This window comes from Bacteroides ihuae (assembly GCF_900104585.1).
GTDB lineage: Bacteria > Bacteroidota > Bacteroidia > Bacteroidales > Bacteroidaceae > Bacteroides > Bacteroides ihuae.
In genome coordinates this window covers 147,348-161,458 of the sequence record NZ_FNVX01000005.1, presented here as the reverse complement: position 1 = coordinate 161,458, position 14,111 = coordinate 147,348, and the positions used below count along the sequence as shown (strand labels likewise).

The following is a 14,111-nucleotide window of genomic DNA, read 5'->3' as shown; positions in this document are numbered from 1 at the left end:
ATTTATTAACTTAATCTTATCAATGGCAAATGAATGCTTGAAATACTGTACTTCCACAATACTCTAATAGAAATTTTGAATGATAAAGCCCTACATTTTTTTCAACTCCTGATAAAGTCGCTGTATCGGCAAACCCATTACATTGAAGTAACTGCCCGAAATACTTTCTACACCAATAAAACCAATCCACTCTTGCACTCCATATGAACCGGCTTTGTCGAGCGGATGAAAACGATGAACATAAAAATCTATTTCATCATTTGTCAGGGAAGTAAACTTAACTTCAGATACTGCTGAGAAAATCTTTTGCCAATCGGCTGTAGTGAGGCAAACACCGGTAATTACCTGATGTGTCTTTCCTGAAAGTTTACGAAGCATTGCTACTGCATCGGCCTCATCACAAGGCTTTCCAAGCATTTCACCGTCCAGCCACACAATGGTATCTGCTGTTATCACCAATGAACCCGATAAAAGCATCTCCCTGTAAGCTTCCGCCTTCTTTCGGGCTATGTACAGCGGAATCTCCTCTCCTTTCAGTTCAGCGGGAAAAGATTCATCCACATCGGGCAACGTTCTTACTTCGTAATCAATGCCAAGTCCGGTAAGCAACTCTTTTCTACGAGGAGAATTCGAGGCCAGTAAAATGCGGTATTTATTTAAGTTATCTAACACGATTCTATCCTTTATTTATTATCATATTCGGTTACCATCCGAAAGCATCACCCGTCATCCATTTACCTTGCGCTTTTAGCACTTGCTCTATCACATCGCGGCCGCAACCGTATCCTCCATCTTGGTGAGAGATGTAGCATGCCACTTGCTTTACTTCCGAAGCAGCATCTCGTGGACAACAAGGCAATCCGCACGCACGCATTACTTCTAAATCAGGCACATCGTCGCCCATATAAAGAATTTCTTCATCTTTCAATCCATGTTTGTCTCGAAAGTTATGGTAATCGTGTATCTTAACGCATGACGCCATATACACATCCGTAATACCTAGTCCGGTAAAGCGTTTGCGCACCGCATCTGTTCGTCCACCGGTAATGATAGCAACATGAAATCCCTCTTTCACCGCCAATTGCAGAGCATAACCGTCTTTCACGTTAACCGTGCGCATGGGTTCTCCACTAGGATGTAGCGACAGCACATCTGAGCTCAGCACACCATCTACATCGAAAGCAAGAGCTTTTATCTTAGATAAATCATAATTAATCGAACTCATCTTCTATTTAATCATATTGTTAAACATTCAAATTAAAACATTCGCTTGAAAATCAATCCTCGCTTACCAGACGATGAATATCCTCGCTAAGCAAACGATAAATCTCCTGCATCTGCGGTTCGTCGGCAAGCATAGCCAAATGGCTGTCAATCACATTTTGATCACATCTTAAAGCCGGTCCCGTCTGTGCCTCTTTCGGTTGCAACGTGTGCACCTTATGCGATGTCTCATCAATAAGCGGCAACATGGTATCAAACGGAAGATGGTATTTTTGCAATAACTCTGCAGCCAGAGCATACATGTGATTAGTGAAGTTACAAGTAAAGACAGCCGCCAAATGTAAGCTACGTCGTTGCTCGGAAGTTGAGTCGTACACCTTTTGGGAGAGTATGGAAGCTATCTTTTTAAGAAATTCAGCATCTTCTACGGTGCAAGCCTCTATAAAGAAAGGTATTTGGCTAAAATCAGTATCTTGTAGCTTACTGAAAGTCTGCATCGGATAGAGCACTCCATAACGGCTGGTAGCACCCTGCCAGACATCCATCGGAATGCTTCCCGCAGTATGCACCAGCAAAGCGCCCTCTTTTCGGGCAGCAATCTGCGGCAACAACTGTATAAAAGCAGAGTCAGTAAGAGAAACGATATAAAGTTGAGCGTTCGTCACCACCTCACCCAGATCAGTAGTAAATTCGGCCTCTACCGCATCTGCCAATATGCGTGCCGACTCTTCCGTGCGACTATACACTTGAACGATACGAAACCCTTTCCGATAAAGTGCCTTTGCTAGGTTGGTAGCTAAGTTACCGGCACCAATAAAGACTATCGGAGTATCTTCTATACTTCTTTTCATTTTGTACGTATCTTTATTATTTGAGTTCAGCTCACTCAAGTTTACTCTCCTCCAAACTTATTGATATGTATTTTTTCCCATTGCAAATGTTCCTCGTCAAAAGGTTTGCGTTCCATGCCTTTATGCCCGATGGCAATAATAGAGAGCACTTGCAACTGCAATGGAATATCGAGAACACCACGCACAAACTCGTCTGAAGGCATGCCAGCAGCAGTATGGCGCTCGCGCACTTGTATCCAGCAACTACCCAAGCCCAAATCTTCTGCTTGAAGTTGAATCATGATAGAAGCTATCGACGCATCTTCTATCCATACATCGCTAGCCAAAGGATCAGCCGTAACCACAATAGCCAGAGCTACATCTCCCAGAAAAGAGGCAGCATGTTCTTTGCAATGTGCTAGTTGTTGAAGTTGTTCTTTGTTATCTACTGCGATAAACTGCCACGAGTTACTCCTCTTTGAAGTGGGAGACATCAGTGCCGCTTTGAGCAACGTAACCACCTGTTCCTGAGTCAGTTCTTCGTCAGTAAACTTCCGCATACTGCGACGATTCTTTATTAATTCGCTAAAATCTTCCATGCCGTATTATATTTCTAGTCGTTAATCCTTGCTGCAAAGATACAAAAGTTAGAGCTAATAGCAACATTAATTGATGGCTCTATAGCGAATAAAGTGGATCTGCCAATTTGCTTCCGGATGTATTCTTAACGTGATCAATTAGCTATCTTCTATATCCTCCAATAAATACGTTTTATTTACAAACAAGGATCTTATTGGTGATGATATAACTTCACCGCGGTGAATTAACTAGATCAGCACGGTGAATTAACTACTTCACCGCGGTGATCTAGTTAGTTCAGCAAATCCCTCTCAGAAGGCCTGTAGGGCTAGATCCATAATCTTTACATATAAACATCGTAACAGACGCAAGGTTACACATAATAAACAAAATGACCCACACTAAACATTGCAATAGAAGCAGATAAATAATAGAAATTTATCGAGTATAGAAAGAATTGCGTATTTTTGTATCCTCATTTCATACAATCTTTAAATAACAGTAGAAAATGAAAAAGCGAATAACAAGAGACGATTACATTAAAGCGAATCGTAAAGCCAGTCGAGAAGAAGAAATCGAGGCTCACGGACATCCAATTAGTTTTAAGAGGGTGCACAAATCCAAGAAAGTTTATAACCGCAAAAAGACAAAGGCAGGCAATAAGGGTCTGCCTTATTCTTTTCCTCTAGCAGCATAAATTCCTCCCGCTCACCCACCAAATTCCTTGAAATTTCATTCTTATCCAAACAACTAGTGTAAAGTAATAGAGAAGCAAACTCTCTTCACTCTAATATTTGCGCATTTCTTATTCCATATAATAAAGAAGATTCACTCTGCAGACTTAATGAAGAACAAATAAAAAAAGTATATTTGTCGCATAATGCCATTGAGACTTACAACATATTATCGAGGAAAAGATATTCCGAACTTACCGGGGAAAAATATTTTTCACTCTAAAGAATTGTTTCTGATGTATGAAGCAACTCCCGGCTATACACCTATATTAATAGTAGCATCCAAAGAAGACAAGCCAATCGCCAAACTATTAGCCACCACCCGCAGAAGCACCCACCTACTCCCATTAGGTTTCACCAAGCGTTGCGATGTGTATGGAGTTGGCGAATACTTGGATGAGCAAGTAGACAAAGAGGCCATTTTTAGCGAAATGTTGGAACATCTCAGTAACGACGCTTTACGAGAAGCCTTTCTTATCGAATTTCGCAATCTCGAAAATCCGATGTTTGCTTACAAATACTTCCGTTCTAATCACTATTTTGCAGTGAACTGGATGAGAGTAAGAAACTCTCTCCATAGCCTGAAATATGTAGAAGAACGTTTTAGCTCTTCACGCATTAGACAAATAAGGAAAGGACTAAAAAATGGTGCAGAAGTACACGAAGCACATTCGATAGAAGAAATACAAGCCGTCTCTCACATGATGAGCCGCATATATTCATCTCGTATCCGAAGATATTTCCCCGGATTTGAGTTCTTTAAGAATATGGATACACGTATCATAGAACACCGGTTTGGCAAAATTTTTGTAGTGAAGTATAAAGAAAAAGTGATTGGAGGTGCTGTCTGCGTATTCTCCGAAGGGACCGCATATCTCTGGTTTTCAGGAGGAATGCGTAAAACGTATGCTCCGCAATATCCTGGTGTTTTATCTGTATGGATGGCTTTGAAAGACGCTCATCAGAATGGATACCAACATTTGGAATTTATCGACGTAGGCCTACCATTCCGCAAGCACGGATATCGTAATTTCGTTCTACAATTCGGAGGAAAGCAAAGTAGTACACGCCGATGGTTTCGTCTGCGATGGAATTTTTTAAATAATATCCTAATTAAAATATCCATTTAACAGTATTTATCGTACTGGAAACAATCCTTAAAACTTCTCACTTAATTGAGGAAATATTTCTTTATTATGCAATAATTGCGTTTCTTTGTGCTGTTTTTAGGCAGAAAAAACACATTTAAAGTTCAAATAAAAACTTATAGTTATGAAGATTTCACACATTGAGCACTTAGGCATTGCTGTAAAAAGCATCGAAGAAGCTCTCCCTTACTACGAAAATGTATTAGGTTTGAAATGTTACAACATTGAGACCGTTGAAGACCAAAAAGTAAGAACCGCATTCCTGAAAGTAGGACAAACAAAAATCGAGTTACTCGAGCCTACTTGCCCCGAAAGTACCATCGCAAAATTTATTGAAAACAAAGGTGTAGGCGTTCATCACGTAGCATTTGCCGTTGAAGATGGAGTAGCAGAAGCTTTAATCGAAGCTGAAAGTAAAGAAATTCGCTTGATAGACAAAGCTCCACGCAATGGTGCAGAAGGATTAAGCATTGCTTTTCTTCACCCAAAATCAACTCTTGGTGTATTGACCGAACTTTGCGAGCACTAATTTCTTCGCATAATCGATAATAACACTTTATTACTAATCTTATTATTAACGCTTAAATATAAAATTCATGAGTAACCAGCTTGAAAAAGTAAAAGAGCTTATTGAACTTCGCACTCAAGCTCGCTTAGGTGGTGGCGAAAAAGCTATAGAGAAACAACATGCAAAAGGAAAATATACCGCTCGTGAGCGTATGGCCCAATTGTTGGATGAAGGTAGTTTCGAAGAAATGGATATGTTTGTAGAACACAGATGTACCAACTTTGGCCAAAATAAAAAACATTTCCTTGGCGACGGTGTCGTAACTGGATACGGAACCATTGAAGGCAGATTAGTGTACGTTTTTGCACAAGATTTCACTGTATTTGGTGGTTCTTTGTCTGAAACAATGGCTCAGAAAATTTGTAAAGTAATGGATATGGCCATGAAGATGGGTGCACCTTGCATCGGCATCAATGATTCAGGTGGTGCTCGTATTCAAGAAGGTATCAACGCATTAGCAGGTTATGCTGAGATTTTCCAACGTAACATCATGGCTTCGGGCGTTATTCCTCAAATATCAGGTATCTTTGGCCCTTGTGCCGGTGGTGCAGTTTACTCTCCAGCTTTGACAGACTTTACACTAATGACAGAAGGTACATCTTACATGTTCCTTACCGGACCAAAAGTCGTGAAAACCGTAACTGGAGAAGATGTTACTCAAGAAAATCTTGGTGGTGCAAGCGTGCACGCTTCTAAATCAGGTGTTACTCACTTCACTGCTACCAATGGTGAAGAAGGTTTGGCTATCATACGCAAACTATTGAGCTACATTCCACAAAACAATCTTGAAGAAGCTCCTATCATAAATTGCACAGACCCAATCGACCGCTTGGAAGATTCTCTAAACGAGATTGTCCCTGATAGCCCCAACAAGCCATACGATATGTATGAAGTAATCGGTGCTATCGTTGATAATGGCGAATTCCTTGAAGTGCAAAAAGACTATGCTAAAAACATCATCATTGGTTTCTCACGCTTCAACGGACAATCAGTAGGTGTAGTTGCCAACCAACCTAAATTCCTTGCTGGCGTACTCGATAGCAATGCTTCACGCAAAGCTGCACGTTTCGTACGCTTCTGCGATGCATTCAACATTCCTTTGGTAACATTGGTAGACGTTCCGGGATTCCTTCCAGGTACAGGACAAGAGTACAATGGTGTTATTCTGCATGGAGCTAAATTGCTTTACGCTTACGGCGAAGCTACAGTTCCTAAAGTAACAGTTACTCTACGTAAATCATATGGTGGTTCGCACATCGTAATGAGTTGCAAGCAACTACGCGGCGACATGAATTATGCATGGCCTACAGCTGAAATTGCCGTAATGGGTGGTGCAGGTGCAGTAGAAGTGCTATATGCTAAAGAAGCCAAAGAGGCAGCCGATCCAGCAGCATTCATGGCCGAGAAAGAAGCAGAATACACCAAGCTGTTTGCTAATCCATACAATGCAGCCAGATATGGTTATATTGACGATGTTATCGAACCGAGAAATACTCGTTTCCGCATTATCCGTGCACTACAACAGCTGCAAACTAAAAAGTTAACTAACCCTGCCAAAAAGCATGGTAATATTCCATTATAACTTTTAATACAAACATTGTTATGAATAAAAGAAAAATAGGAATACTTATCGTTTTGTTGGCAGCAGTTTGCTTTAGCTCGTATGGGCAAGGAGCAAAAAGTCTGAAGATCAACGAAATACTGGTAAACAACACCGACAACTACCAAGATGATTATGGTAAGCATAATGCTTGGGTAGAAATCTTTAATACATCGTTTGCCAGCGTTGATATTGCTAGTTGCTACCTAACAAATGATAAGCGAGTTCTGAACCCCAACCTAGGTATAGAGGAACGGGTAAACATGATGTATTCTATTCCAAAAGGTGATGTTCTTACGGAAATAGCTCCCAGACAACACTTGCTCTTTTGGGCAGACGGTATGCCAAATAAAGGAACGTTTCACTTGAATTTCAAAGTGGATTCTATAGCGCCGAACTGGATTGCGCTATATGATGCAAATGGAAAAACATTAATTGACTCCGTTACCATACCCGCTAATATTCCGGCCAACTTTTCGTATGCACGCGAAGTTGACGGTCACAGTAAATGGGTATTGAAAGGTGGAGATGAAAACAGTTATGTAACTCCAAGCACCAATAATCAGACTCAGGACAAAAAAGAGAAAATTGACGGTTTTCGTAAACATGATGCATCAGGAATAGGTATGGCGATCATGGCTATGAGTGTTGTTTTCTGTGGGCTGATCTTGCTGTATCTTTCATTCCGTATTATTGGTTATATAAGTGTCAAGCTGGCTAAGAGAAATGCCATGAGAGCACACGGTATTACTGATAAGAAAGAAGCAAAAGAGAAAGCTATCGGATCAGAATCAGGAGAAGTCTTTGCTGCCATCGCCTTAGCACTGCATGAATATCAAGACAACGTTCACGACATAGAAGATACGATTCTTACCATTAACAGGGTAAAACGTAACTACTCACCGTGGAGTTCAAAGATATACACTTTGCGTCAGACACCTCGAAAATAAGTCAAAATCCTAAATGAATAATCAAGATGAAACAATATAAGTATAAAATCAATGGCAACCTCTACAATGTTACTGTAAACGACATTGAAGAAAATGTGGCTCGCGTAGAGGTAAACGGAACTCCTTATACCGTGGAGATGGATAAACCCTTAAAGGCCACTCCAAAGCCAATCACCCGTCCAGCCGCTGCTCCCAAGACATCGACAGGTACTCCTGTGGTAGCTAAACCGGCTACGACTTCGAGTAAAAGCGGAGTAAAATCTCCACTACCTGGAATTATCCTCGACATTAAAGTAAAAGAGGGCGATGCAGTTAAGAAAGGACAACTCATTCTCGTTCTCGAAGCCATGAAAATGGAAAACAACATCAATGCCGACAAAGACGGTGTAGTATCAGCAATTAAAGTAAGTAAAGGTGACTCTGTTCTGGAAGGAACCGACTTAATCATAATCGAATAGTCTTATGGGAGAATTTATGTCATTCATCTCGAACAACCTCGCTGACTTCTGGGGATATACAGGATTTGCCAACGCAACGCCCCAACACCTCATCATGCTAGCTGTAGGTTTGTTCTTCCTCTTTCTTGCAATCAAGAAAGACTTTGAACCGATGCTCCTTATTCCTATTGGATTTGGTATCCTCATCGGTAATATTCCTTTCAAAATAGATGCCGGACTTGAAGTTGGGCTCTACGAACAAGGTTCAGTACTAAACATCCTGTATCAGGGAGTCAAAACCGGATGGTATCCCCCATTAGTCTTCTTAGGCATTGGTGCCATGACAGACTTCTCGGCATTGATATCCAATCCGAAGTTGATGCTCGTTGGCGCAGCTGCACAGTTTGGTATCTTTGGAGCCTACATGGTTGCCTTGGCACTTGGCTTTGAGCCCAATCAGGCAGCTGGTATCGCCATTATTGGTGGTGCTGACGGACCAACAGCCATCTTCCTCGCCTCAAAATTGGCGCCAAACTTGATGGGTGCCATTGCCGTATCAGCGTATTCATATATGGCATTAGTCCCTGTTATACAGCCACCGGTGATGCGCTTATTAACAACTAAGAAAGAAAGATTGATCCGTATGAAACCTGCTCGTCAGGTATCTCATACAGAGAAAATCATGTTCCCGATTATAGGCTTACTACTCACTTGCTTCTTGGTTCCTTCGGGTCTGCCATTACTAGGAATGCTCTTCTTTGGTAATTTACTAAAAGAGAGTGGAGTAACCCGTCGTCTAGCTGATACTGCAAGTGGTCCGTTGATTGATACGATCACGATGTTGTTAGGACTAACCGTTGGTGCCTCAACACAAGCAAGCGAGTTCTTGACATCTAGTACTCTTTATATCTTCTTCCTAGGATTTATGGCATTTATCATTGCCACAACTTCAGGAGTCCTTTTTGTTAAGGGATTCAACTTGCTACTTTCGAAAACCAACAAGATCAATCCACTTATTGGTAATGCAGGGGTATCAGCTGTACCAATGTCAGCACGTATCTCACAGAATGTTGGTTTGGAATACGATCCAACCAATTATCTACTGATGCATGCCATGGGCCCGAACGTAGCAGGAGTTATTGGCTCTGCCGTTGCAGCCGGTGTGCTACTCGGATTCTTAATTTAATCTTTTTTCATTTTTTTTTAAATATTATTCATGAAAACAAGACCGCCTTTATCCTTCAATGTAGGGAAGAGGCGGTTTTTTCTATTTTCTGCAATCACTTCCGCTAAAAAACATTAAACATGAATCTTCTTATTACGACATTTTCGTAACAAGAAGATTATTAGTATATTGCACTCATATAAATGAAATACAATACACTATAATCCATGAAAAAAATAACAACACTAATCCTTCTCTGTGTTTGTGTCATCACAAAAGCACAAAGTATTATCTCTATTCAAGAAGCAATTGCAAACTACGATTACGAAACAGCACTTAAGCTTATTGAAAAAGAAAGAACAGTCACCACCAAACTTCTATTTCAGAAAGCTCAAGCCCTAAAAGGACTCAACTTGCCAACTGATGCACTGGAGGTATTCCGAAGAATAACAATAACTGAACCTGAAAACCAACGTGCACTGATAGAGATGGCCGAATGCTACAAGCTATTAGGAAATTTTACAGATGCGCTAGGGTGTTATGAGAAAGTGCTTCAACTAAATCCAACCAATAAATATGTTCAACTACAACACATCAATCTACTTTGTAGTCTGGAACGTTTCAAAGCCGGCAAATCAGCATGTGACGAACTGATGAAGAACGATAGTTCTGTTGTATCTAAGCGTTTATTAGCGCTGTGCTATGAAGGTTTAGAAGAATCAGATTCAGCCATTACCTGCTACAACACGATCTTGCAAACCGTACCTGAAGATTATCTTTCTGTCGCTCGCTTAGCCAATTTGTACATAAAGGCAAATAAAATGGAAGCTGCTATCAAGTGTACAGAAACCTATCGGGAGAAAGATAGTACCAATCTATTCGTGAACAAACAAAATGCACTAGCCTATTGCTTGAACAAAGACTACCCTATAGCAACTCAACGTTATGAATACCTTGTCAATCAAGGAGACTCAAGTCACCTTACTTGTTATTATTTAGGTATATGTTATTATGCCACTGAGAATTTTTACGAAGCACACGACTTCCTCAACATTGCGCTCAAGAACGACCCCAAAAACGTAAACTTGCTCTACTATATGGCCCGTAGCTGTGCCAAAACATCCTGGAAGAAAGAAGGTGTGGAATATATGAATCAAGCGATTGCCCTCACTATCCCTTCAGATACCACGCTAACCCGACTATATATCGGATTGGCCGATTGCTACAAATTAGCAGGAATGCCTCAAAATCAGATTGAAGCTCTGCAAGAGCAATACAAGTATGACAGTAAAAACACCAAGTTGCTTTACCAAATGGGTGCCATATATCAAGATGCACTCAAAAATAACAAAAAAGCGGAGCAATATCTGGAGATGTATCTTAAGACCAAGCCGAAAGAAAAGACAGAAGAAGCAACTCAGCTCAACAGCAAAGGAGAGATAGAAGTAGGCGAGGCAGCTTATTATAACGCAACCACAAAACGCCTAGAGCAAATACGTAAAGATCGTTTTTTTAAAGAAGGCATCCCTGAAAAAGAATTTAAAAAGAAAGAAGTCTCAACAGCAAAAGAGATGATTACAGTTGAGTAGAATCAGTTTCTAGTTATCCATGAAAACGTTTGCGCAGATATATTATTAAGAATAAAGATAGAAAAAGAAAACATAGATAAACATACGCTATATTAGTGCTGTTAATACATAAATAACCCACTAATATCATGAAAAAGTGCCTCTTCTTGCTAAGTTGTTTATTACTATCTATCAGTATTGATGCAGCTATGAATGTGACTAAAATTGATCCACCGTTCTGGTATACCGGCATGCACAACCCCGAATTGCAACTAATGGTGTATGGAGAAGGAATCGGAAATGCTTCCGTAACGGTTAACTATCCGGGAGTCTCTCTTGGGAGTATAGTAAAACTTGAGAGTGATAATTACCTGCTGATCTATCTGACACTAGATAAAAATGCAAAACCCGGCAAAATACAGTTGACTTTCAACCAAGGAAAAAAGAAGATCGTTAAAGAGTACGAGCTAAGGGCTCGCAAAATGAAAGGAAGTGAACGCAAAGGTTTCGATGCTTCGGACGCTCTTTACTTGTTGATGCCCGATCGTTTTGCTAATGGTAATCCGGATAATGACCAAATTAAAGGCATGGCTCCTTATACCGTTGACCGCAATGATCCGAATGCACGCCACGGAGGCGACTTAGCCGGTGTGGAGCAGCATCTTGATTATTTCTCAGATCTCGGTATCACCGCACTTTGGTTCACTCCGGTGCTGGAGAACAACATGACTGGAGGTTCTTATCATGGCTATGCTACCACAGATTACTATAAGGTAGACCCTCGCTTCGGTACCAACGAAGAATATAGATCACTGATCGAAAAGGCTCATGGCAAAGGAATAAAGATGGTGATGGACATGATTTTCAATCACTGCGGCGTAGAGCACCCGTGGATCAAAGATATGCCATCAAAAGATTGGTTTAATCATTCTGACTTTAAAACAAACTTTGTGCAGACTTCTTTTAAACTCACCCCACATGTTGATCCATATGCTTCACAATATGATTTCAGCCAGATGAGTGATGGATGGTTTGTCACTGCCATGCCCGATCTTAACCAACAAAATCCACACGTATATCGCTATCTGGTGCAAAACAGCTTCTGGTGGATAGAGTATTCTGGAATAGACGGAATACGTATGGACACCTATCCTTATGCTAATTATGATGCTATGAGCAACTGGATGAAAGAGCTCAACGAAGAATATCCTAATTACAACGTAGTAGGCGAAACGTGGGTTACCGAACCGGCATATACTGCTTGGTGGCAAAAGGATTCCAAACTGTCCGCACCACGAAACAGCAACCTTAAAACTGTTATGGATTTTAGTTTATACGATAAGATAAGCACAGCGAAAGGCGAAGAAACTGATCCTTACTTTACCGGACTAAATCGTATCTATAACAATTTTGTGTACGACTTCCTTTACCCCAATCCAGCTTCCGTATTAGCATTCTACGAGAATCATGACACAGATAGATTTCTTGGCGACGGGCAAGATTTAAAAGCTTTGAAGCAAGCTGTAACTTTACTACTCACCACTCGCCGCATCCCTCAGTTATATTATGGAACGGAAGTGATGATGAACGGCACTAAAGGCAAGAGCGACGGCTATGTACGCAAAGATTTTCCCGGAGGATGGGCCGGAGATAAAGAGAATCTATTAACCTCAGCCGGCAGAAATAAAATTCAAAATGAGTGTTACAATTTCTACCGTACCATCTTGCAATGGCGCAAAGGCAACGATGTGATAGCTAAAGGAAATATGATTCAGTTTATGCCACAAGATGGCGTATACGTTTACGCCCGCCAATACAATAGCAAAACAGTGATGGTGTTTCTCAACGGAACGAATGAAGAGGTAACGCTCCCACTCAGCTATTATGCAGAAATATTGAAGGATAAATCGCAAGGAAAAGAAATCATTAGCGGCCAAACCATCGAATTGGACAAAGAACTGACTATGACTGCCAAAGAATCGATGATAATTGAGCTATAGATCGATTGAGAAATCACCGTTTGTCAATAATTAGCAGGACCTCCTACGGGCCCTGTGAGAAGGGTAAATAGAAGTAGTGAATTCAACACGCTGATCTAGTTAATTCAACATGCTGAAGTATAAGCTCAACGAGAACTGACCTGTTTGTTAATAATAAAGAATTTCATATTACAATGAGTTGCACTAATAATATTTTAAACTCTCCTTATGCAAAAAAAAGAATCCCCGATAATTCTTCTAAAAGAATATCGGGGATTACTATGTTTAAAGGTGTTATTGTAATCTTTCGATTATTCAGCTAGTTTGCCAGCTGAACCAAGTACGCTCTCAATTTTATGTTTGTAGAGCTTCTTCATGTTGTCGCGAGCCGGTCCTAGATATTTACGAGGATCGAATTCAGCTGGTTTTTCTGCAAAGACTTTACGAACAGCAGCAGTCATAGCCAAACGACTGTCTGAGTCAATATTGATCTTACAAACAGAAGAAGCAGCAGCTTTACGAAGTTCTTCTTCAGGGATACCGATAGCATCCTTCATTGCACCACCATATTTATTGATAGTTTCAATTTCTTCTTCAGGAACTGAAGAAGATCCATGAAGAACGATAGGAAAACCAGGAAGTTCTTTCATAACGCCATCCAATACATCGAATGCCAATGGAGGAGGAATCAAACGACCGTTAGCGTCACGAGTACATTGATCCGGAGTAAATTTGTTAGCACCATGAGAAGTACCAATAGAGATAGCTAAGCTATCGCAACCTGTTTTAGTAACAAAATCAACTACTTCTTCAGGTTTTGTATATGTGTGATGGTCAGCAGAAACTTCATCTTCAACTCCGGCAAGTACACCGAGTTCGCCTTCCACTGTAACATCAAACTGATGAGCATATTCTACAACTTTCTTTGTAAGAGCTACGTTTTCATCATAAGGAAGATGAGAACCGTCGATCATCACAGAAGAGAATCCCATGTCGATGCATGATTTGCAAGTTTCCAATGAATCACCATGATCAAGGTGTAACACGATCTCAGGTTTTGCACAACCTAATTCTTTTGCATACTCAACAGCACCTTCGGCCATGTAACGAAGCAAAGTTTGGTTTGCATAAGCACGAGCACCTTTAGAAACCTGAAGAATAACAGGAGATTTGGTTTCTGAAGCAGCCATAATAATAGCTTGTAACTGTTCCATATTATTAAAGTTAAAAGCAGGAATTGCATATCCGCCCTTAATTGCTTTGGCAAACATCTCTTTGGTGTTTACAAGGCCTAAATCTTTGTAACTAATCATGTTTTTACAATTTATT

The 14,111-nt window shown here is 40.5% G+C and carries 14 protein-coding genes; 9 read left to right on the top strand and 5 right to left on the bottom strand.

Features of this window, described 5'->3' with window-relative positions:
• Nucleotides 1-90: 90 nt before the first annotated feature.
• Genes BQ5338_RS06345 through BQ5338_RS06330 form a run of 4 tightly spaced genes read right to left on the bottom strand, consistent with a single transcriptional unit; the run spans nucleotide 91 to nucleotide 2,653 of the window.
• A complete protein-coding gene (locus BQ5338_RS06345; protein ID WP_071146011.1) occupies nucleotides 91-672 on the bottom strand; it encodes a Maf-like protein in 582 nt (193 codons plus the stop codon).
• A gap of 31 nt (nucleotides 673-703) precedes the next feature.
• Nucleotides 704-1,225: a KdsC family phosphatase gene (locus BQ5338_RS06340; RefSeq protein ID WP_071146010.1), complete on the bottom strand. Its 522-nt coding sequence runs from the start codon at nucleotides 1,223-1,225 to the stop codon at nucleotides 704-706.
• Between the two features lie 52 nt (nucleotides 1,226-1,277).
• On the bottom strand, nucleotides 1,278-2,075 hold the full coding sequence (locus BQ5338_RS06335; RefSeq protein ID WP_071146807.1) for a Rossmann-like and DUF2520 domain-containing protein: 798 nt from the start codon (nucleotides 2,073-2,075) through the stop codon (nucleotides 1,278-1,280).
• Between the two features lie 41 nt (nucleotides 2,076-2,116).
• Nucleotides 2,117-2,653 carry a nitroreductase family protein gene (locus BQ5338_RS06330; protein WP_071146009.1) on the bottom strand — a complete coding sequence of 179 codons (537 nt, stop codon included), beginning with the start codon at nucleotides 2,651-2,653 and terminating at the stop codon, nucleotides 2,117-2,119.
• Nucleotides 2,654-3,141: 488 nt separating this feature from the next.
• On the opposite strand from BQ5338_RS06330, the gene BQ5338_RS06325 reads away from it, so the two are divergent.
• The 9 genes from BQ5338_RS06325 to BQ5338_RS06285 all read left to right on the top strand — a co-directional run bounded on the left by BQ5338_RS06325 (nucleotide 3,142) and on the right by BQ5338_RS06285 (nucleotide 12,803).
• A complete protein-coding gene (locus BQ5338_RS06325) occupies nucleotides 3,142-3,330 on the top strand; it encodes a hypothetical protein (protein ID WP_071146008.1) in 189 nt (62 codons plus the stop codon).
• Between the two features lie 183 nt (nucleotides 3,331-3,513).
• Entirely contained in the window at nucleotides 3,514-4,497 is a 984-nt protein-coding gene (locus BQ5338_RS06320) for a GNAT family N-acetyltransferase (RefSeq protein ID WP_071146007.1), read from the top strand.
• Between the two features lie 142 nt (nucleotides 4,498-4,639).
• Nucleotides 4,640-5,044: a methylmalonyl-CoA epimerase gene (gene mce / locus BQ5338_RS06315; RefSeq protein WP_071146006.1), complete on the top strand. Its 405-nt coding sequence runs from the start codon at nucleotides 4,640-4,642 to the stop codon at nucleotides 5,042-5,044.
• Between the two features lie 67 nt (nucleotides 5,045-5,111).
• Nucleotides 5,112-6,665 carry an acyl-CoA carboxylase subunit beta gene (locus BQ5338_RS06310; protein WP_071146005.1) on the top strand — a complete coding sequence of 518 codons (1,554 nt, stop codon included), beginning with the start codon at nucleotides 5,112-5,114 and terminating at the stop codon, nucleotides 6,663-6,665.
• 20 nt (nucleotides 6,666-6,685) lie between these two features.
• The gene (locus tag BQ5338_RS06305) at nucleotides 6,686-7,633 is read left to right on the top strand and encodes an OadG family transporter subunit (RefSeq protein ID WP_071146004.1); all 948 of its coding nucleotides are present in this window, start codon (nucleotides 6,686-6,688) and stop codon (nucleotides 7,631-7,633) included.
• A 26-nt stretch (nucleotides 7,634-7,659) separates the two neighbouring features.
• Nucleotides 7,660-8,091, top strand: coding sequence for an acetyl-CoA carboxylase biotin carboxyl carrier protein (locus tag BQ5338_RS06300; RefSeq protein ID WP_071146003.1), 432 nt, complete (start codon nucleotides 7,660-7,662; stop codon nucleotides 8,089-8,091).
• 4 nt (nucleotides 8,092-8,095) lie between these two features.
• Nucleotides 8,096-9,256 carry a sodium ion-translocating decarboxylase subunit beta gene (locus BQ5338_RS06295; RefSeq protein ID WP_071146002.1) on the top strand — a complete coding sequence of 387 codons (1,161 nt, stop codon included), beginning with the start codon at nucleotides 8,096-8,098 and terminating at the stop codon, nucleotides 9,254-9,256.
• 206 nt (nucleotides 9,257-9,462) lie between these two features.
• On the top strand, nucleotides 9,463-10,824 hold the full coding sequence (locus tag BQ5338_RS06290; protein ID WP_071146001.1) for a tetratricopeptide repeat protein: 1,362 nt from the start codon (nucleotides 9,463-9,465) through the stop codon (nucleotides 10,822-10,824).
• 128 nt (nucleotides 10,825-10,952) lie between these two features.
• A complete protein-coding gene (locus tag BQ5338_RS06285; protein ID WP_071146000.1) occupies nucleotides 10,953-12,803 on the top strand; it encodes a glycoside hydrolase family 13 protein in 1,851 nt (616 codons plus the stop codon).
• A gap of 290 nt (nucleotides 12,804-13,093) precedes the next feature.
• Here the strand turns inward: BQ5338_RS06285 and BQ5338_RS06280 are convergent, their stop codons facing one another.
• Complete coding sequence (locus tag BQ5338_RS06280) at nucleotides 13,094-14,095, bottom strand: class II fructose-bisphosphate aldolase (RefSeq protein WP_071145999.1); 1,002 nt, start codon at nucleotides 14,093-14,095, stop codon at nucleotides 13,094-13,096.
• Between the last annotated feature and the right edge of the window lie 16 nt (nucleotides 14,096-14,111).

Excerpts from the sequence above, each read along its gene's own strand:
- BQ5338_RS06340 (WP_071146010.1), bottom strand. The coding sequence starts at position 1,225 with ATGAGTTCGATTAATTATGATTTATCTAAGATAAAAGCTCTTGCTTTC.
- BQ5338_RS06335 (WP_071146807.1), bottom strand. The coding sequence starts at position 2,075 with ATGAAAAGAAGTATAGAAGATACTCCGATAGTCTTTATTGGTGCCGGT.
- BQ5338_RS06330 (WP_071146009.1), bottom strand. The coding sequence starts at position 2,653 with ATGGAAGATTTTAGCGAATTAATAAAGAATCGTCGCAGTATGCGGAAG.
- BQ5338_RS06325 (WP_071146008.1), top strand. The coding sequence starts at position 3,142 with ATGAAAAAGCGAATAACAAGAGACGATTACATTAAAGCGAATCGTAAA.
- BQ5338_RS06320 (WP_071146007.1), top strand. The coding sequence starts at position 3,514 with ATGCCATTGAGACTTACAACATATTATCGAGGAAAAGATATTCCGAAC.
- mce (WP_071146006.1), top strand. The coding sequence starts at position 4,640 with ATGAAGATTTCACACATTGAGCACTTAGGCATTGCTGTAAAAAGCATC.
- BQ5338_RS06310 (WP_071146005.1), top strand. The coding sequence starts at position 5,112 with ATGAGTAACCAGCTTGAAAAAGTAAAAGAGCTTATTGAACTTCGCACT.
- BQ5338_RS06305 (WP_071146004.1), top strand. The coding sequence starts at position 6,686 with ATGAATAAAAGAAAAATAGGAATACTTATCGTTTTGTTGGCAGCAGTT.
- BQ5338_RS06300 (WP_071146003.1), top strand. The coding sequence starts at position 7,660 with ATGAAACAATATAAGTATAAAATCAATGGCAACCTCTACAATGTTACT.
- BQ5338_RS06295 (WP_071146002.1), top strand. The coding sequence starts at position 8,096 with ATGGGAGAATTTATGTCATTCATCTCGAACAACCTCGCTGACTTCTGG.
- BQ5338_RS06290 (WP_071146001.1), top strand. The coding sequence starts at position 9,463 with ATGAAAAAAATAACAACACTAATCCTTCTCTGTGTTTGTGTCATCACA.
- BQ5338_RS06285 (WP_071146000.1), top strand. The coding sequence starts at position 10,953 with ATGAAAAAGTGCCTCTTCTTGCTAAGTTGTTTATTACTATCTATCAGT.
- BQ5338_RS06280 (WP_071145999.1), bottom strand. The coding sequence starts at position 14,095 with ATGATTAGTTACAAAGATTTAGGCCTTGTAAACACCAAAGAGATGTTT.